The sequence below is a fragment of the Leucobacter sp. GX0328 genome (assembly GCF_053567315.1).
Genome location: NZ_JBSGPC010000004.1, coordinates 95,030 through 112,227, shown reverse-complemented (window position 1 = coordinate 112,227; position 17,198 = coordinate 95,030). Strand labels below are relative to the sequence as shown.

Below are 17,198 nucleotides of genomic sequence, written 5' to 3'. Positions count from 1 at the left end.
CGCCTCACCCGTATGGCGCAAGCTACCGCCCAGTCCGAGGCGGCAGAGGCACGCGCAGCGCGGGAGGACGCCCAGAAGCAGGGCACTGAACTGCCGGTGGTGCGGCCGCGGGGTGTGGGGGAGATCCGGGCGGATCTGCTCGCCGATTTCCTCGGCATCGACTTCACCACCGAAGCAGGCGCCGAGGCGGTCGCGGATGCGGCAGTGGCCGCGGAGTCGGCGGCTGCGGGGAATGTGCAGGGCATCGTGCAGGTGATCGTTCACGCGGACGACCTCGACACCGGCCTCGAACCCGACCTCGAACCCGACCTCGGCCCCGGCCTCGACACCGACATGGCACGCGACCCCGATGCTGAAGCATCCTCGGGCCCCGGGGCGCGACTGCAGTCCACGCTCCAGCCCGAGCTCGAGGGCTGCGGCCCCATCCCGGCCGACATGGCCCGCCGCATCGCGGGGGCCGCGACCTCGTGGACGGAGATCACCGTGCATCCCGGTACCGGCGACATCCGTGAGGTCGCATCGCGGGTGCCGTCGGCGGATCAGAAGCGCAAGCTCCAGGTCCGAGACGTGCATTGCCGGTGGCCGGGCTGCAGGATGCCGGGGTTCCGCTGCGATATCGACCACACGATCGCCGTGCAAGACGGCGGCGAGACCGCGATGACGAACCTCGGATTCCTGTGCCGTAACCATCATCTCGTGAAGCATCACGGAGGCTGGCGGGTGGTCCAACTGCCGGACGCGACCTACGAATGGACCTCGCCGACCGACCGGAAGACCCGGACGGTGCCGGAGGGCCGGGTCAGGTTCGTCGAGACCGGCGAACCCCCACCGTTCTAACGCGAGCACCGACCGCAGGACCGGTCAGTGCGGTGGGTTCGGTCCGGTCACATCCACTTCTTGTACTTGAAGACGGCGTACAGCACGCCGCCGAGCCCGACCATCGCGCCGATCGCGAGCGGGTAGCCGAACGTCCAGTGCAGCTCGGGCATATCGTCGAAGTTCATGCCGTAGATCGCGCCGATGAGCGTCGGCGCGAACAGGATCGCCGCCCATCCCGAGATCTTCTTCATATCCTCGTTCTGACGCTGGCCGACGAGCGTCGCATTGACGCTGAGAATCTGACCGAGCGACTCCCGGAGCGCCATCACACGCGTTTCGATGCGCGTGAGGTGGTCGGCGACATCCTGCAGGTAGGCCTTCAGCGCCTCGGGAATCCGGTAGCGCTCGAACCCGTCGCTCAACGCAGCGAGCACCTCGGTGAGCGATGAGGTCGCATGCTCCAGGTCGATGACCTCCTGGCTCAGGCGGTAGATGCGTTCGGCCACTGCCGCATCGCCGCTGAACACCTGACGCTCGATCTGCTCCTTGTCGATCGCGATGCCGCGCAGCACCGGAACATAGCCGTCGACGATCGCATCCAGCAGCCGATAGAGCACGGCCTCCGACCCGAGCTGCAAGAGGCCCGAATCGTCGAGCAGCGTCTCGTCGCCGCGAGCGACCGTATCGATCGAGTTCTCCGGCAACTGCGCAGCGTCGGTCCCGTCGATCCATCGGCCGCTCTGGCACAGCACGGCGATGGCGTTCGGTCGCAGCAGCACGTGGAACTCGGAGAACTCGACGCCCTCGGCCTCGTCATCGTAGCGGGCGGAGCGTACGACGATGAACAGCACATCGCCGTAGCGTTCGAGCTTCGCCCGTTGCCCGCCGCGCTGCAGATCTTCGACGAGCAGCGGGTGCAGCCTCCAGGCCTCTGCCAGCTCGTCGATGTCGCGCGCCCGCGGCGACGGGAAGAGATTGAGCGCGATCCGATGCGGCCCCGCCTGCGCGAACTCCTGCGCATCGGCGATCGACGCATCCGCCGGCGCAGGAGTCAGACGGCCGTCGACGATGTAGCGCGTGCGGCGCCCGGCGACGGCGCGATCGGTCACCGGCGGTGTGCCGGGCGTCCGGAAACGACGCGCACGCCCGCTCGCGTCGTCGCTGCTCCTAGTGCGCATGGGCGTGGTCGCCTGCCTCTGCGTACGATCGGTCCATCATTCGAACCAGGGGACCGCGGTTATCGGGGCAGGGGTTTCTGAACCCGCGTCCCGCCATGTCAACCGGAAGACCGATTCCTCCCCGGGGTCCTGAGCGAGGGTCACCAGATACGAACCCGCCGCGACGGGGAGCCGTACCGCGTAATTCGCGAGCGGGCCGGAGTCCGAGAACTGTGCGGCCATCGTGAGCTGCATGTAGTCGGTGAGCCACAGGCCGCCGACTCCGACATGCACGATGCCGCCGATCTCGCGAAGCGCATGCGTCGGCCGCGGCGCTCCGGGGTCGACGACGAGACGATCGTCAGCGTGATCCGGGCCCGGGTAGGCGATGAAGAGAGACCCGAGATTGCACTGCTCGACGAAGCGCCCGAGCAGTGCATCGAGCTCCCAGTCCTCGTCGACGAATCCCGCATAGGTGTCGGGTGAGACGAGGCAGACGAAACCGTCCTCGTCGACTCGCGTGTCCGCTGCTGCTTCGGCCGTCATGGGGCCACTGTACCGGGCAGAGGGATCGAACGGGGCCGCATAGCGACCGCGAATCGATCATCGTGCCGGGCCGTGACCGGCCCGGCACCGTTCGGCCCGGCTCAGAGGCAGGTGCCCGTGTAGAAATCGACCAGCTTCTCGCTCGCGCCCGTCACCTCGGGCTCGCCGAACTTTGTCACGACAGCGCCCGGATCGGAATCGAAGCTCTCCGCAGCGAACTCCCGGTAGTCCATCCAAGTCGCCCACTCGGCCTCGAGGCCGGCGGGGGGCTGCTCGATCTGCGCGAGCAGCGCATTCTGCGCCTCCACGCGCGAGAGATCGGTCATGCCGGGAATAGCGGGGGAGAATACGGTCGACGAGAGCGCGGTATCGGAGGTGAGCACGTCGCAGACCGCGTCATCGGAGCCGGCAGCGCTCTTCGAAGTCTCCGAGCTCTGCGAGTTCGGCGCGCTGCTCGAGCTCTCGGCGCTGTTCGTGGCGCTCGAGCTCGAACAACCGGTGAGACCGATGGCGGCCGCGGCGAAGAAAACAGCGAGGGCGGGTACTGGACGTCGTGCATGCATGGACCACAGCGTACCGGTCCTCCGGACGCCCCCGCGCACCGTCGCGTGCATGCGGAAGCCCTGGATCCGTTCGAACGCCACGTCCCGTAGGTGAGCCGCCGTATCGCCTGCCACCCAATAGAGTGGAGTCCATGAATCCTGTGCGCGTGAGTTGGGGCATGAGCGGTGCGGTGTGGCTCGTCATGGCCATCATGTGCTGCATGTATTGGGGCTGGCCGGCGGTCGGCATCACCGTGCTGTTCGGCCTCGTGCCCGACCTTCCGCTCATCGGCGGCTTCGTCGAGAAGGGGCGGCTGAACCCCGACCGGGTGAAGCTGTACAACACGCTGCACGTCACGACGATCCCTGTCGCGCTGCTCGTGCTCGGCATCGTTGTGCTGTTTCTCACCGGCGGTTTCGAGACCGGCTTCTGGCCGCTCGCCCTCGCCGGCGTCGCCTGGTTCGTGCACATCGCCGCCAATCGCGCATTCGGGTTCGGCCTGCGCGACGCCGACGGCAGCATGCTGCCCGTGGGAGTGGAGCTCCGCTAACTCCCATGCATCTCAAGAGTCTCACCCTGAAGGGCTTCAAATCCTTCGCGCAGCCGACGGTCTTCCAGTTCGAACCGGGAGTGACCGCCATCGTCGGCCCGAACGGCTCGGGCAAGTCGAACGTCGTCGACGCGCTCGCATGGGTGATGGGGGAGCAGGGGGCGAAGACGCTGCGCGGCGGCAAGATGGAGGACGTCATCTTCGCGGGCACCTCCACGCGCGGCCCGCTCGGACGCGCAGAGGTCAAGCTCACGATCGACAACTCCGACGGCGCGCTCCCGATCGAGTACTCCGAGGTGACGATCAGCCGCACACTCTTCCGCAACGGATCGAGCGAATACGCGATCAACGGCGACAGCTGCCGTCTGCTCGACGTGCAGGAGCTCCTGAGCGACTCGGGTCTCGGCCGCGAGATGCACGTCATCGTCGGCCAGGGCCAGCTCGATGCGGTGCTGCGGGCGACCCCCGAAGACCGGCGCGGCTTCATCGAAGAAGCCGCAGGCATTCTGAAGCATCGCCGCCGCAAGGAGCGCACGCTGCGCAAGCTCGATGCGATGGAGACGAACCTCACCCGTCTGAACGATCTCGCGGGCGAGATCAGGCGGCAGCTGAAGCCGCTCGGACGCCAGGCCGAAGTCGCGCGGCAGGCGCAGGAGATCGCCGCCGATGTGCGCGACGCGAAGGCCCGCCTCCTCGCCGACGACGTGTTCAGGCTGCGACGAGAGCTCGAGGAGCTCTCGCGCGACGAGTCCGAACGGCACTCCGAGCGCATCGTCATGCAGGAGCAGCTGGAGCAGAAGCAGCTGCGCATTGCGAGGCTCGAGCAGGAGCAGCAGGGCGACGAGCTCGACGCGGCGCGGCGCGTCACGATCGGGCTCGAAGCCGCCCAGTCGAAGCTCCGCGGTCTGCTGTCGCAGGCGCAGCAGCGCCTGACCTTCCTCGCGACGCAGGGCGAGGGCGCCGCGCAGACGGCACGCCTCGGCCGAGCCGCGGTCGACGAGGCGGCCGCCGAAGCGGCCCGGCTCGAAGAGCTCATCCCGGAGGCGGAAGGCGCCTGGGAGCAGCGCGCCGCCGCGACGCGCGAGGCGCAGCGCTCCCTCGACGCGATCGACGAGCACATCGCCGCGCAGAGCGCGCTCGTCTCGAAGCACGACCTGCAGCTCTCGCAGCTGCGCGGGCGCGCCGAGACGGCTGCGGCGAAGCGCGCCGCGGTCGCGCAGGATGCGTCGCGTCGCGCGCAGGCCGTCGAGCAGGCGGAGGCGCGCGCAGCGGAAGCGCAGGGCGAACTCGCCGAGTTCGAGGCCCAGGAGGGCAGCGATGGCGGAGGCGATGGCGACCGGGCCGCGACCGGCCGCGAGACCGCGCACCGCGAGGCCGACGAACGCCAGGCCGCGGCGGAGCAGGCGCGCGACGCCGCCCGGGAGCGACTGCACGCGCTCGAGCAGGAGCGCGCCGGGCTCGAGGCCCGAGTGGGCGCGCTCACCCGGTCGCTCGACCAGCGCGACGCCTCGGGGCAGATCATCGAGGATGCCCCCCGCGGCGTGACCGGACGCGTCGCCGACCATGTGCGCGTCGAGCCCGGGCACGAGGCCGCGATCGGGGCTGCCCTCGGCGTGTTCGCCGATGCGCTGCTCGTCGAGCAGCAGGACGATGCCGCCGCCGCCGTGGCGGCCGCGACGGAGCGGGATCTCGGTCGGCTGCGCGCCGTGATCGCGGGCGCCGCGGCGTTCGACGAAGCACCGCGCATCGACGGGCTCACCCGCGCGACCGACGTCATCACCGAAGCGCCGCAGGGCGTGATCGGCCTCCTCGGCCGCAGCTACCTCGCCGACACCATCGACCAGGCGGTGGCGGGTGCCGCGGCGCTGCGCGAGCGCTGGCCGAATGAGAGCTTCACAGTCGTATCGGGTGAAGGGCATATCGTCACCCGCCATACCCTGTCGGGCGGCTCCGGCGGCGCTCCGTCGCGCATCGAGCTCACGGCCGAGCTCGAGCAGGCCGAGACCGAACGCGAACAGGTCATCGCGCGCATCGTCGACCTCGAGATCGAGCTCGCCGATCTGCGCACGGCCGCGGCCCGCGCCAAGGTCGATGCCCAGCAGGCGTTCGCCGAACTGCGCGCCGCCGACGCCCGGCTCGCCGAGGCGGCGAAGCACCGCAATCGGCTGCTCGCCCGTGCCGAAGCGGCCCAGGCGGAGGCCGAGCGAGCCCGGCAGGCGCGTGCGTCGGTCGCTGCGTCGGTCGAGGACGCGGAGAAGGACGAAGCGCGCGCCGCGCAGGCGTTCGCCGAGGCAGAGGCCGCGCCGCGCCCGATCCTCGATGTCGGCCAGCGAGACACGCTGCAGCAGGAGGTCGACGCGGCCCGCACCGCCGAAGTGGAGGCCCGACTCGCGCTCGAAACCGCGCGCGAACGCGCCCGCGCGGGGGCTGCGCACCACGTCACGCTCAGCGAGCAGTTCGCTTCCGAAGAACGCGCTGCCGAGGAGGCCGCACGCCGATCGGTGCTGCGTGCGCGCCAGATGGCGCGGGCCGAACGCGTGGCCCAGATGCTGCCCGCGATCCTCGACGCCTGCGACCGATCGTTGCTCGAGGCGCGCACGGTGCAGCAGGCCGCCGAGCAGGAGCGCGCCCGGCACAGCCAGGAACTGACGCTGCTGCGCTCCGAGGATTCGGAGCTGCGTCATCAACTGCAGTCGCTCACGGAGCGCGTGCACGGCTCGGAGCTCAAGAGCTACGAGCGCAAGCTGCAGCTCTCGGGGCTGCTCGAACGCTCGGGCAGCGAGCTCGGCCTCGTCGAAGACGTGCTGCTCGCGGAGTACGGCCCGGACCAATTGATCCCTGTCGCTGCGGCGCGCCCCGCGGCACCCGAGCCCGACACGGAACCCGATCGGGATCCCGGTGCGGAGCTCACCCTCGAGGAGCAGCTGGAGGCAGAGCTCGGGCTGCGCGACGCGGCAACCGCGGACTCCTCGGGCGACGACAGCACGCCGGGCGCGGACGACCCCGCTCTCGCAGAGGAGGGCACGCCGTACGTGCGGGCGGAGCAGGAGCATCGCCTTGCACGGGCCGAGAAGCGCCTCGCCCAGCTCGGCCGCATCAACCCGCTCGCGCTCGAGGAGTTCGCGGCGCTCGAGCAGCGCCACAGCTTCCTCTCGGAGCAGTTGCAGGATCTCGCGAAGACCCGCACCGACCTGCTCTCGATCATCGAGGGGCTCGACGAGCAGATGCAGGGCATCTTCGCAGCCGCATTCGCCGACACGAAGGCGGCGTTCTCCGAAGTCTTCCCGATCCTCTTCCCGGGAGGCTCGGGAGAGGTCGCGCTGACCGACCCCGACGATCTGCTGAACACCGGCATCGAGATGGCGGTGCGGCCGGCCGGCAAGAAGGTCGAGCGACTGTCGCTGCTGTCGGGCGGCGAGCGATCCCTGGCCGCGGTCGCCTGGCTCATCGCGATCTTCCAGGCGCGCCCGAGCCCGTTCTACATCATGGACGAAGTCGAAGCGGCGCTCGACGACGCGAATCTCGGGCGGCTGCTGCAGGTATTCGAACGGTTGCGCGAGAGCTCCCAGCTCATCGTGATCACGCACCAGAAGCGCACGATGGAGATCGCGGACGCCCTCTACGGCGTTTCCATGCGCCAGGACGGCATCTCGGCCGTCGTCGGGCAGCGCGTCGGCCACGAGCAATAGGCCCCGTCTTCCGACGCCGGAGTCGGGCCCGCGTACGAGATTTTCGGATTTTCCGGATGCGGCTCGAACCGCTCCTCGAAGGGAACCCACCGCTGCGACTCTGGAAGCGGGGTGCCTCGACCGTCGCGGCACCGCTTCCGGGTCTGCAAGGAGTTCATCTTGAGAAATCGTCGATTCGTCGCCGCGGCAGCGGTTCTGTTCTCCCTCGCCGTGCTCGCCGCGTGCTCGTCTGACCCCGATCCCGGGCCGGACGAGTCCTCCGAGAAGCGGACCGAGGAGCCGGCACCCGCGGCCATGCCCTTCGGCGCGACCTCGACCTGTTCCGAGATCCTCGACGTTCCCGAGGACGAACGGCTCGAGAAGGTCGAGGGGCTGCTCATCGGTGCGCACGGCTTCTCCGATGACAGCGATACGCAGACCTTCATCGACGACTGGTGCGCGACGAGCAGCGACAGCCTGATGAGCACCTGGACCGCGTACGTCGAGGCGAACCGCGAGCGCCTGGTCTACGCGTTCGAGAACGCCGACGGCTACACCTACACGATCGATGTCGCGGTGCCCGACGGGATCGAGGTGAGTCGCGATGTCGCGAGCCAGAAGCCTGGGGAAGTGGAACTCACCGCCTCGTACCCCATCACGGCGACGGTCGAGAACACCACGGAGGGGCGCGACACCCCGTACTCGGCGCTCGGACTCATGCCGGTCTGGGCACCGGGCTCCGATGTGTGCGCGCAGGCGCACGAGCAGCTGCTCCTCGAGACCGACTACGAGGTCAACGGGTACTGCCGCGTGGGAGTCACCGAGCTCGCGGTCCTGGATCGCGAACCCCGCGAGAACGGGCAGTTCGGGGGCGGCCGGGCGACGCTCCTGGCCGGAGAGACCGCGCAGCTCGGCCCCACGGACGGCTCCTTCGCGCCGACGGAGCGCGCGAGCATCGCACTCGTCGTCTCCGAGGAGAGCGAGGAGCGGGTCGCGGAACAGCTGCGCTCACCCGCGTTCTGGACCCTCGTGGAGCGGCAGGAGGGCAGCGGCGACGGCGGCCCCGGATGCTCCTCGTCGGCCGGTCTCGGCACGTGGTGGACGCTCACGTCGACCGCGACGGGAGCGACGGTCTGCACTCCGCGTTGAGTTCGGCGAGCGGCGCCCGTTCGCCAGCTAGACTCGTGAGCATGGCAGCAGAGGGCAAATGGTCATTCGGTAAGGCGTTCCGCAATCTCTTCACCGGTCCCGAACTGATCACCGACGAGACCTGGGACGATCTCGAGGCCGCCCTGATCACCGCCGACTTCGGGCCCGACATCACCGAGTCGATCCTCGACCAGCTGCGCGCCGACACCGAGCGCCATCGCGTCACCGAGGTCAAGGAGATGCGGCGCATGCTGCGCGACGCGATCGAGGAGCGGCTCGCCGCCTACGACCCGACGCTGAAGCTGTCGGAGCGGCCCGCCGTGATCCTCGTCGTCGGCGTCAACGGAGTCGGCAAGACCACCACCATCGGCAAGTTCGCGAAGTATCTGACCGCGTTCGACAAGAAGATCATCGTCGGGGCGGCGGACACCTTCCGTGCCGCGGCCGTCGAGCAGCTCGCGACCTGGGCCGAGCGTGCGGGCGTCGACATCGTGAGGCCGCAGCAGCAGGGGCAGGATCCGGCCTCCGTCGCCTTCCAGACCGTGCAGAAGGCGATCGACGAGAGCTACGACATCGCCATCATCGACACTGCCGGCCGGCTGCAGACCAAGGGTGGCCTCATGGACGAGCTCGGCAAGGTGCGGCGCGTCATCGAGAAGCTCGCCCCGGTGTCGGAGGTGCTGCTCGTGCTCGACGCGACGACCGGCCAGAACGGGCTCTCGCAGGCCGAAGCCTTCATCGAGCACGCCGGCGTCACGGGGCTCGTGCTCACGAAGCTCGACGGATCGGCGAAGGGCGGCTTCGTGCTCTCGGTGCAGCAGAAGACCGGCCTCGCGATCAAGCTCGTGGGCCAGGGCGAAGGCATCTCAGACCTCACCGGTTTCACCCCGCACGTCTTCGCCGGGCAGCTGGTCGGCTGACGCCGCTCACGATCTCAGCAGCCGCGCGTCAGCCATTCGTCGAAGGTCTCGACGCCCTGCAGCGCCTCGGGCCCGGGCAGCAGGGATCCGTCGCGCTGAGCACGGCCGAACGCGCCGCCGAGATTGATCGGGATCACCGGGCGACCGGCACCGCTCGCCCGGGCGTACGCCCGCACCATCCGCACCAGCGACTCCTCTTGCGGGCCTCCGAGATCCGGGGCGCGGCCGGCGGGCGCCGCTTCGGCGAGATCGACGAGACGCGCCCCGACCTCCCGCACGGCGACCGGGTTCGTGCGCATGCGCGGACTGAACCTGAGCGGGCCGCGAGCCCCCATGCGCAGCACTTGCGCTGCGAACTCGTGGAACTGCGTGGTGCGGGCGATCGTGAACGGCACGCCGCTCGTCTCGGCGGCGCGCTCCTGCGCGAATTTGCCGCCGTACAGCGGATACTCCGCGGCGCGATCGCAGCCCACGATCGACAGCACGACGAGATGGGGCGGCCGCGCGCCCGCGAGGGTACCGATGACGGCTTCGTGGAATGCCGCCGGGTCGTCGCCGGGCCGCACTCCCGACGCGTCGATGACGGCGTCCGCTCCCTCCAGCGCCGCCGCCGCGCCCGTTCCGCCGACGAGATCCACGCCCGCCGAACGCGCCAGCACGACGACCTCGTGGCCCCGCTCCCGCGCGATGCGCGCCGCCTGCGCTCCCGCCTGCCCCGTTCCTCCTGCGATCGCGATCCTCATGGTCCCAGCCTAGGCGCCCGATGCGCGCCCGGGTAGAGGTGCCCCTCACCCGCCGAGCAGCATCGGAATGCGCACCTCGCGCCACCACCGCATCGCGACGACGCCCGCCGACACGCCGTGACCGGGATTCAGCTCGGGAACCTGAGCGAGACCGTCGCCTTCGACCGAATCGAGCGGGATGCCGGTGATCTCGGTGATCTCACGCGCCAGAAGCGCAGACGTCTCCGCCGGGTCCGCCGGTTGCGGGGTCTGCGCCAGCCTGCCGCGCAGCAGGGCCTCGAGGTACGTGTCGCCCCGAAGCGGGCCGAGGTCGGAGTGCGGTGGATCGGTCATCGCCGGGACGCGGTCGAAGAGGGCACCGATCGATCCCTCCGTGGTCGCCGGCGGCCGACGCGACCACAGCATCGCCTGCAGCCGCGCCTCCATCGAGCGCTCGTGCGCGACGAAAACGATCTCGTCGGCCGTCATGATGCCCGAGGCATCGGCATCGATCACCGCGTGGATAGCGGTACCGACGGCTTCGCCGAGGGGCCAGCCGTAGATGCCCGACGAGATGATCGGGAAAGCGACGCTGCGTGCCCCGAGCGATGCTGCGACCTCGAGCGAGCGCCGGTAGCAGGAGGCCAGCAGGGCCGCGTCGCGTTCACCGGCATGGAAGTCCGGGCCGACCGTGTGCACCACCCAGCGGGCGTGCAGGTCTCCGCCCGGGGTCCAGCCTGCGTCGCCCGTCGCCAGGCCGTTCGGGAAGCGCTCGACGCACTCGCGCAGGAGGGCGGGCCCGGCGGCCCGGTGGATCGTGCCGTCGACGCCCCCGCCTCCGCGCATCGCGCGGTTCGCGGCGTTGACGATGACGTCGACGCGCTGCTCGGTGATGTCCCCACGCGCGATGCTGATGCCGGCCATGGGTCCAGTATTGCGCGCTCGGCGCGACCTGCGGCGGCGCCCGCGCGCACGGGATAGAATGTGAGCCACTATGGCTACTTTCGGAAACCTGTCCTCGCGACTCACCGACACCTTCAAGAATCTGCGCGCGAAGGGCAAGCTGTCGGCCTCGGACGTCGACAGCACGGTTCGCGAGATCCGTCGTGCGCTGCTCGAGGCCGACGTCGCGCTCGACGTGGTCAAGGACTTCACCGGCAAGGTGCGCGAGCGCGCCCTCGGTGACGAGGTCAACCAGGCTCTGAACCCTGCGCAGCAGGTCGTGCAGATCGTCAACGAGGAGCTCGTGGCGATTCTCGGCGGCGAGCAGCGCCGGCTCGAGTTCGCGAAGAACCCGCCGACCGTCATCATGCTCGCCGGCCTGCAGGGCGCCGGCAAGACGACGCTCGCGGGCAAGCTCGCGAAGTGGCTGAAGGGCCAGGGGCACACGCCGCTGCTCGTCGCCTGCGACCTGCAGCGCCCGAACGCGGTCACGCAGCTCGGTGTCGTCGCCGAGCAGGCGGGCGTCGCGATCTACGCGCCCGAGCCGGGCAACGGCGTCGGCGACCCGGTGCAGGTCGCGAAGAACGGCGTCGCCGAGGCGAAGAGCAAGCAGTACGACTTCGTCATCATCGATACTGCCGGCCGCCTCGGCGTCGATGCCGAACTGATGCAGCAGGCTTCCGATATCCGCCGGGCCACGAACCCGGACGAGGTGCTCTTCGTCATCGACGCCATGATCGGACAGGACGCGGTGGCGACGGCGCGCGCCTTCCAGGAGGGCGTCGATTTCACCGGCGTCGTGCTCACCAAGCTCGACGGCGACCAGCGCGGCGGTGCGGCGCTGTCGATCCGCGGCACGACCGGCAGGCCGATCCTCTTCGCATCGACCGGTGAGGGGCTCGGCGACTTCGAGCCCTTCCATCCCGACCGCATGGCGAGCCGCATCCTCGACCTCGGCGACATCCTCACCCTCATCGAGCAGGCCCAGCAGGCCTTCGACGAGGACGAGGCGCGCAAGGTCGCGGAGAAGATCGCGAAGGACGCGTTCACGCTCGACGACTTCCTCGGTCAGATGCAGCAGCTGCGCAAGGCCGGCTCCATCAAGAAGATGATGGGCATGCTGCCCGGCATGGGCAAGATGAAGGAGCAGCTCGACAATTTCGACGAGCGCGAGATCGTGCGCACCGAGGCGATCATCCAGTCGATGACGAAGGCCGAGCGCGACAACCCGAAGCTGCTGAACGGTTCGCGCCGCCTGCGCATCGCCAAGGGCTCGGGCGTGACCGTGACCGAGGTGAACTCGCTCGTGCAGCGCTTCGAGCAGGCCGCCAAGATGATGAAGACCGTCGCCAAGGGCGGTGTTCCGCAGATTCCGGGCATGGGACCGATGCCCGGAATGGGCCACGGCGGTAAGAAGAAGCCGCAGACCAAGGGCAAGGGCAAGAAGCAGTCGGGCAACCCGGCGAAGCGCGCGCAGCAGGCCGCGGGCACCGCGGCGCAGACCAGCCCCGCGGCCGCGGGTTCCGGCTTCGGGCTCGGTGCGGGCGGTGCCGCCGCGCCCACCGAGGAGGACATGGCGAAGCTGCAGCAGATGCTCGGCAAGGGCCTCCGGTAGTCCGCGATCTCGGGCAGCGGGCGACGTCGAGGCTCTAAAACCCCCGATCGCAACATAAATTGCGTTTCCGCGCCATTCTGTGGCAGAATTGTTGAGTTCGCGCGGCTCCGCGCGCCCAGGCTTCCGCACTGGCTTTCGGTGCGGCACATCATTTCCACTGTTCTGAAGGAGTCAGTCATGGCTGTCAAGATTCGTCTGAAGCGCTTCGGCAAGATCCGTTCGCCCTACTACCGAGTCGTCGTCGCCGACTCGCGCACCAAGCGCGATGGCCGCGTCATCGAGGAGATCGGCAAGTACGACCCCACCCAGCACCCCTCGTTCATCGAGATCACCTCGGACCGCGCGCAGTACTGGCTGTCGGTCGGCGCTCAGCCCACCGAGCAGGTCGCGGCGCTCCTGAAGCTCACCGGCGACTGGGGCAAGTTCACGGGCGAGGGCGACACCGAGTCGAAGGTGCTCGCACCCGAGGCCAAGGCCGCGTTCGAGGCCGATGCTTCGAAGAAGACCGTGCTGCGCCCCAAGGCCGAGAAGCCCGCTCCGGCAGCCGAAGAGGCCGCAGAGGCTCCCGCTGAAGAGGCCGCAGAGGCCGAGACCACCGAAGGCTGACTCCTTTGGCTGACCAGGCACTGGCCCAGGCCCTCGACCATCTGGTGCGGGGCATCGTGGACCACCCCGACCGCGTGCGCGTCGAATTGCGCGAGGCCTCGCGCGGCGATGTGCTCGAGGTGCGCGTGCATCCGAGCGACCTCGGTCGCGTGATCGGTCGCGGCGGGCGCACCGCGCAGTCGCTGCGCACGGTGGTCGGTTCGCTGTCCCAGGGCGAGCGCGTTCGCGTCGATGTCGTCGATACGGACGCCGATGGCGTCGACGAGCACGACGCGGCCGGTGCCGAGACGAGCCTGGACTCGGAGGTCTCGGCCTGATGGCAGATGCTTCCGAGCGTCAGCGCGCTCCCCGTCCCGCTAGCGGGACGGGGAGTTTGCGCGTCGGCAGGCTCACCAAGCCGCACGGCCTGAAGGGCGGGCTCAAGCTCGAACTCTTCACCGACAACCCCGAAGCGCGATTCGTGCCGGGCGCCGAGTTCCACCTGCAGGTGCCCGAGGCATCGCCGTGGTTCGGCCGCACGATCACGATGCGCGAACTGCGCTGGTTCAACAATGCCCCCGTCGGCTTCTTCGAGCAGGTGCCCGATCGCACCTCCGCCGAGAGCATCGTGCGCGCGATCCTCTGGATCGATGCGGAGACCGTCGCCAGCAGCGCAGAGGCGAACGCCTGGTACAACCACGAGCTCGTCGGGCTCGACGTCGTACGCCAATCCGAGAGCGGCGCGCCCGAGAAGCTCGGGGTCATCGCCGAGGTGCAGCACTTCCCGGCGCAGGATCTGCTCGCCGTGACTACCGCATCGGGCACCGTGCTCGTGCCGTTCGTCGAGGCCATCGTGCCGAGCGTCGATATCGAAGCCGGAGTCGTGCGGGTCACGCCGCCGGCAGGGCTCTTCGATGCGATACCCGAGACAGAGGGAGACGTCGACGAGTCGGTCCGGGCCGAAGCCGGCCCGGAGGCTGCGACCGACGGCGAGCCGACTGCATGAGGATCGATGTCGTCTCGATCTTCCCGGGATACTTCGACGCGCTCGAGATCTCGCTGCTCGGCAAGGCCAAGCGGCAGGGGCTGATCGACCTGCGCGTGCACGACCTGCGCGACTCCGCGCACGACAGGCACCGCACGGTCGACGACACCCCGACCGGCGGCGGCGCCGGAATGGTCATGAAGCCCGAACCGTGGGGCGAGGCCCTCGACGGCATCCTGGGCTCCGCCGACGCCGACCCGCTCATCGTCTTCCCGTCGCCGGCAGGCGATGTGTTCACGCAGAAGATGGCGCGCGAACTCGCGGGGGAGTCGCACCTCGTGTTCGGCTGCGGCCGATACGAGGGCATCGATCAGCGCGTGTTCGACGAGTACGCCGAGCGCGGGCGCGTGCGCCTCGTGAGCATCGGCGACTACGTGCTCAACGGCGGCGAGGTCGCGACGATCGCGATGGTCGAGGCGATCGGCCGGCTGATTCCGGGAGTCGTGGGCAACCCCGAGAGCCTCGTCGAGGAGTCGCACGAGGCCGACGGCCTGCTCGAGTACCCGAGCTATACGAAGCCCGCCGAGTGGCGGGGGCGCGAGGTGCCTCCGGTGCTGCTCAGTGGCAATCATGCCGCGATCGAGGCCTGGCGCCACGAGCAGCGCGTCGAGCGCACGCGCCGCGTGAGGCCCGATCTGCTGCCCCGCGACTTCGACGGCGGGCGTCGCGGCCGGCACGCCGCCGAATAGTGCGGCTTCGTCGCAGGTGAAGCCCGATATTCTTATTCGCATGCGCGACGCTCTTTCGGCCATCATCGGCAAATCAGTGCGGCAGGCGGCCAGGCTGCGCGGCGGAGGGTCGGCGCTGCCCGGGCTCGTCGTCGAGAAGATCGACCCCGGGTTCCTCTCCCGCGTGCTCGGCCGGCTGCCCTACGGCGTGATCGCGGTGAGCGGCACGAACGGCAAGACGACGACCACGAAGATGATCACCGAGATGCTCGAGGCCCAGGGGCTGCGGGTGTTCACGAACAAGACCGGGTCGAACTTCTCGCGCGGCGTCGTCGCCGCGGCCATTCAGGGATGCTCGATGGGCGGCCGCCTCGACGCCGATATCGCGGTGCTCGAGCTCGACGAGGCCCACGCGATGTACTTCATCGATCGGGTGAAGCCCCGGTTCACGCTGCTGCTGAACGTGCTGCGCGACCAGCTCGACCGCTTCGGCGAGATCGACACCACCGCCCGCCTGCTGCAGCGCATCGCCGATGCCACGACCGACGGCCTGGTGGTCAATCGCGAGGACCGGCTCGTGGCCGAGATCGGGCAGCGCACGCGAGCCCGCCAGGCGTCGGCGGGCGAGCATCCCGAGGTGCGCGAATTCGGCCTCTCGGACGAGCTGCTCGCGACCTTCCCGGGCGACGACGACTTCCACTCCGGTGCTGCTGCACCGGGCGGCCCCCGCGAGGCGTGCGACGTCACCCTCGTCGGGCTCGGCGACCACGCCGCCGAGTTCGAGTTCGACGGTGCGACCCACCGCACGACGTTGAAGCTCGAAGGGCTCTACAACACCTTCAACGCTGCTGCGGCCCTCTCGACCGTGCGCATGGTGCTCGACGCCGGGCCGCGCACCGGCAGCGGACGCGCGCCGCGCGACGCCTCGGCCGCCGCGGTGCTCGCCTCCCTCGCCGAGGTCAAGCCCGCATTCGGGCGCGGCGAGCAGCTCGAGCTCGACGGGGCGCCCCTCGAACTCGTGCTCGTCAAGAACCCGGCCGGTTTCAGGCTCGGCCTCGCCTCGTTCGATGCTCGCGACGTCGAAGCGATGATCGCGATCAACGATCAGTACGCCGATGGCCGCGACATGTCGTGGCTGTGGGACGTCGACTTCGGGTCCCTTGCCGAAGCCGGGGTCGACACCGTCTCCGGGGTGCGGGCCTGGGACATGGCGCTGCGCCTCGAGCACGACGACGTCGCGGTACGGCACGTCGAGGAGGACCTGGCGCTCGCGCTCTCGGGGTTCCGCGAGCGCACGATGGGGCATCCGCGGCGCATCTACTGCACCTACACGGCGATGCTGGCGCTGCGCAAGATGCTCGGCGAGATGACCGATGTGGAGGATATCTGGTGACCGGGAACCCCTCGAACGAGCTCGTCATCGTCTCGCTCTACCCGCGCGACATGAACATCTACGGCGACCGCGGCAACGTGCTCTCGCTCGTGCGGCGCGCTCGCGCCCACGGGTTCGCACCGCGCATCGTCGAAGTGAACCCGGGCGACCCGATGCCCGACCGCGTCGACATCGTCATCGGCGGTGGCGGGCAGGACTCGGGGCAGGGCCGTGTCGCCGACGACCTGCAGCACCGTGCCGATGAGCTGCGCGATCTCGCGACGAGCGGTGTTCCCATGCTCATGATCTGCGGCCTGTTCCAGTTGTTCGGCCACCGCTTCGTCACGCAGACCGGCTCGGAGCTCAAGGGCATCGGCGTGCTCGACGTCGAGACCCGCGGTGGCGACGAGCGCATGATCGGCAACATCGTGCTGCACTCCGACGAGTTCGGCGAGATCATCGGCTACGAGAACCACAGCGGCAACACGAAGCTCGGACCGGGCTCGCAGCCGCTCGGGCGGGTGCTGCAGGGATCGGGCAACAACCCCGACGACGGCACCGAGGGCGCCCGCACCGGCAACGTCATCGGCAGTTACCTGCACGGTGCACTCCTGCCGAAGAATCCCGCGATCAGCGACTTCCTCATCGGCACGGCCGCGGAGCGCCGCTACGGTTCGTTTGCGCCGTCGGCCGCGATGCCCGAATCGGTGGAGCGGGCCCGCGCCAGCGCGAAGAGGCGCCCGCGCTGATCGCCCGCGCCCCCGTGCAGTCGGCCTGCGCGGCGGTCTGCGCTGCGCGATCGTAGCGATCGGGGCCGGAGCACCACGCGCGGCGTCGGCCCCGAAGAACTTTCTCGAAAAAATTTACATGCATGGGAATATAGTTTGCGGGGGTCCC

The 17,198-nt window shown here is 69.5% G+C and carries 17 protein-coding genes; 12 read left to right on the top strand and 5 right to left on the bottom strand.

What is annotated here, in order from left to right; all coding sequences use genetic code 11:
- On the top strand, positions 1–837 hold an 837-nt coding region (locus ACUYTF_RS12910), incomplete at its 5' end, for an HNH endonuclease signature motif containing protein (protein ID WP_449279904.1).
- Between the two features lie 47 nt (positions 838–884).
- On the opposite strand, the gene ACUYTF_RS12905 is transcribed toward ACUYTF_RS12910, so the two are convergent.
- The 3 genes from ACUYTF_RS12905 to ACUYTF_RS12895 all read right to left on the bottom strand — a co-directional run bounded on the left by ACUYTF_RS12905 (position 885) and on the right by ACUYTF_RS12895 (position 3,085).
- On the bottom strand, positions 885–1,928 hold the full coding sequence (locus tag ACUYTF_RS12905) for a magnesium and cobalt transport protein CorA (RefSeq protein ID WP_434143767.1): 1,044 nt from the start codon (positions 1,926–1,928) through the stop codon (positions 885–887).
- A 105-nt stretch (positions 1,929–2,033) separates the two neighbouring features.
- Positions 2,034–2,522: a hypothetical protein gene (locus tag ACUYTF_RS12900; protein WP_449279903.1), complete on the bottom strand. Its 489-nt coding sequence runs from the start codon at positions 2,520–2,522 to the stop codon at positions 2,034–2,036.
- A 101-nt stretch (positions 2,523–2,623) separates the two neighbouring features.
- On the bottom strand, positions 2,624–3,085 hold the full coding sequence (locus tag ACUYTF_RS12895; RefSeq protein WP_449279902.1) for a hypothetical protein: 462 nt from the start codon (positions 3,083–3,085) through the stop codon (positions 2,624–2,626).
- A gap of 131 nt (positions 3,086–3,216) precedes the next feature.
- Between ACUYTF_RS12895 and ACUYTF_RS12890 the strand changes: the two genes are divergently transcribed.
- The 4 genes from ACUYTF_RS12890 to ftsY all read left to right on the top strand — a co-directional run bounded on the left by ACUYTF_RS12890 (position 3,217) and on the right by ftsY (position 9,352).
- A complete protein-coding gene (locus ACUYTF_RS12890) occupies positions 3,217–3,615 on the top strand; it encodes a DUF4260 family protein (RefSeq protein ID WP_449279901.1) in 399 nt (132 codons plus the stop codon).
- A gap of 5 nt (positions 3,616–3,620) precedes the next feature.
- Positions 3,621–7,304, top strand: coding sequence for a chromosome segregation protein SMC (gene smc / locus ACUYTF_RS12885; RefSeq protein ID WP_449279900.1), 3,684 nt, complete (start codon positions 3,621–3,623; stop codon positions 7,302–7,304).
- A gap of 159 nt (positions 7,305–7,463) precedes the next feature.
- On the top strand, positions 7,464–8,432 hold the full coding sequence (locus ACUYTF_RS12880) for a hypothetical protein (protein ID WP_449279899.1): 969 nt from the start codon (positions 7,464–7,466) through the stop codon (positions 8,430–8,432).
- A gap of 41 nt (positions 8,433–8,473) precedes the next feature.
- Positions 8,474–9,352 carry a signal recognition particle-docking protein FtsY gene (gene ftsY, locus ACUYTF_RS12875; RefSeq protein WP_434143778.1) on the top strand — a complete coding sequence of 293 codons (879 nt, stop codon included), beginning with the start codon at positions 8,474–8,476 and terminating at the stop codon, positions 9,350–9,352.
- A gap of 14 nt (positions 9,353–9,366) precedes the next feature.
- Here ftsY and ACUYTF_RS12870 read toward each other — a convergent pair whose 3' ends face one another.
- On the bottom strand, positions 9,367–10,095 hold the full coding sequence (locus ACUYTF_RS12870; protein WP_449279898.1) for an SDR family oxidoreductase: 729 nt from the start codon (positions 10,093–10,095) through the stop codon (positions 9,367–9,369).
- 45 nt (positions 10,096–10,140) lie between these two features.
- Complete coding sequence (locus tag ACUYTF_RS12865; protein WP_449279897.1) at positions 10,141–10,998, bottom strand: macro domain-containing protein; 858 nt, start codon at positions 10,996–10,998, stop codon at positions 10,141–10,143.
- 70 nt (positions 10,999–11,068) lie between these two features.
- Here ACUYTF_RS12865 and ffh point away from each other — a divergent pair, with 70 nt between their 5' ends.
- From ffh to ACUYTF_RS12830, 7 genes are all read left to right on the top strand, one after another.
- A complete protein-coding gene (gene ffh / locus ACUYTF_RS12860; RefSeq protein WP_434143783.1) occupies positions 11,069–12,631 on the top strand; it encodes a signal recognition particle protein in 1,563 nt (520 codons plus the stop codon).
- A 177-nt stretch (positions 12,632–12,808) separates the two neighbouring features.
- Entirely contained in the window at positions 12,809–13,237 is a 429-nt protein-coding gene (gene rpsP / locus ACUYTF_RS12855; RefSeq protein WP_434143785.1) for a 30S ribosomal protein S16, read from the top strand.
- A gap of 5 nt (positions 13,238–13,242) precedes the next feature.
- Positions 13,243–13,554 carry an RNA-binding protein gene (locus ACUYTF_RS12850; RefSeq protein ID WP_434143786.1) on the top strand — a complete coding sequence of 104 codons (312 nt, stop codon included), beginning with the start codon at positions 13,243–13,245 and terminating at the stop codon, positions 13,552–13,554.
- Positions 13,554–14,222, top strand: coding sequence for a ribosome maturation factor RimM (rimM, locus tag ACUYTF_RS12845; RefSeq protein WP_434143788.1), 669 nt, complete (start codon positions 13,554–13,556; stop codon positions 14,220–14,222). The genes ACUYTF_RS12850 and rimM overlap by 1 nt, the downstream gene beginning before the upstream one ends.
- Positions 14,219–14,950: a tRNA (guanosine(37)-N1)-methyltransferase TrmD gene (gene trmD / locus ACUYTF_RS12840; protein WP_449279896.1), complete on the top strand. Its 732-nt coding sequence runs from the start codon at positions 14,219–14,221 to the stop codon at positions 14,948–14,950. Before rimM ends, trmD begins: the two co-directional genes overlap by 4 nt.
- A gap of 40 nt (positions 14,951–14,990) precedes the next feature.
- Complete coding sequence (locus ACUYTF_RS12835; RefSeq protein ID WP_449279895.1) at positions 14,991–16,322, top strand: MurT ligase domain-containing protein; 1,332 nt, start codon at positions 14,991–14,993, stop codon at positions 16,320–16,322.
- Positions 16,319–17,050: a type 1 glutamine amidotransferase gene (locus ACUYTF_RS12830; RefSeq protein WP_449279894.1), complete on the top strand. Its 732-nt coding sequence runs from the start codon at positions 16,319–16,321 to the stop codon at positions 17,048–17,050. Before ACUYTF_RS12835 ends, ACUYTF_RS12830 begins: the two co-directional genes overlap by 4 nt.
- Positions 17,051–17,198: the final 148 nt, after the last annotated feature.

Excerpts from the sequence above, each read along its gene's own strand:
- rpsP (WP_434143785.1), top strand. The coding sequence starts at position 12,809 with ATGGCTGTCAAGATTCGTCTGAAGCGCTTCGGCAAGATCCGTTCGCCC.
- ACUYTF_RS12895 (WP_449279902.1), bottom strand. The coding sequence starts at position 3,085 with ATGCATGCACGACGTCCAGTACCCGCCCTCGCTGTTTTCTTCGCCGCG.
- ACUYTF_RS12900 (WP_449279903.1), bottom strand. The coding sequence starts at position 2,522 with ATGACGGCCGAAGCAGCAGCGGACACGCGAGTCGACGAGGACGGTTTC.
- ffh (WP_434143783.1), top strand. The coding sequence starts at position 11,069 with ATGGCTACTTTCGGAAACCTGTCCTCGCGACTCACCGACACCTTCAAG.
- ftsY (WP_434143778.1), top strand. The coding sequence starts at position 8,474 with ATGGCAGCAGAGGGCAAATGGTCATTCGGTAAGGCGTTCCGCAATCTC.
- trmD (WP_449279896.1), top strand. The coding sequence starts at position 14,219 with ATGAGGATCGATGTCGTCTCGATCTTCCCGGGATACTTCGACGCGCTC.
- ACUYTF_RS12835 (WP_449279895.1), top strand. The coding sequence starts at position 14,991 with ATGCGCGACGCTCTTTCGGCCATCATCGGCAAATCAGTGCGGCAGGCG.
- smc (WP_449279900.1), top strand. The coding sequence starts at position 3,621 with ATGCATCTCAAGAGTCTCACCCTGAAGGGCTTCAAATCCTTCGCGCAG.
- ACUYTF_RS12870 (WP_449279898.1), bottom strand. The coding sequence starts at position 10,095 with ATGAGGATCGCGATCGCAGGAGGAACGGGGCAGGCGGGAGCGCAGGCG.
- rimM (WP_434143788.1), top strand. The coding sequence starts at position 13,554 with ATGGCAGATGCTTCCGAGCGTCAGCGCGCTCCCCGTCCCGCTAGCGGG.
- ACUYTF_RS12890 (WP_449279901.1), top strand. The coding sequence starts at position 3,217 with ATGAATCCTGTGCGCGTGAGTTGGGGCATGAGCGGTGCGGTGTGGCTC.
- ACUYTF_RS12865 (WP_449279897.1), bottom strand. The coding sequence starts at position 10,998 with ATGGCCGGCATCAGCATCGCGCGTGGGGACATCACCGAGCAGCGCGTC.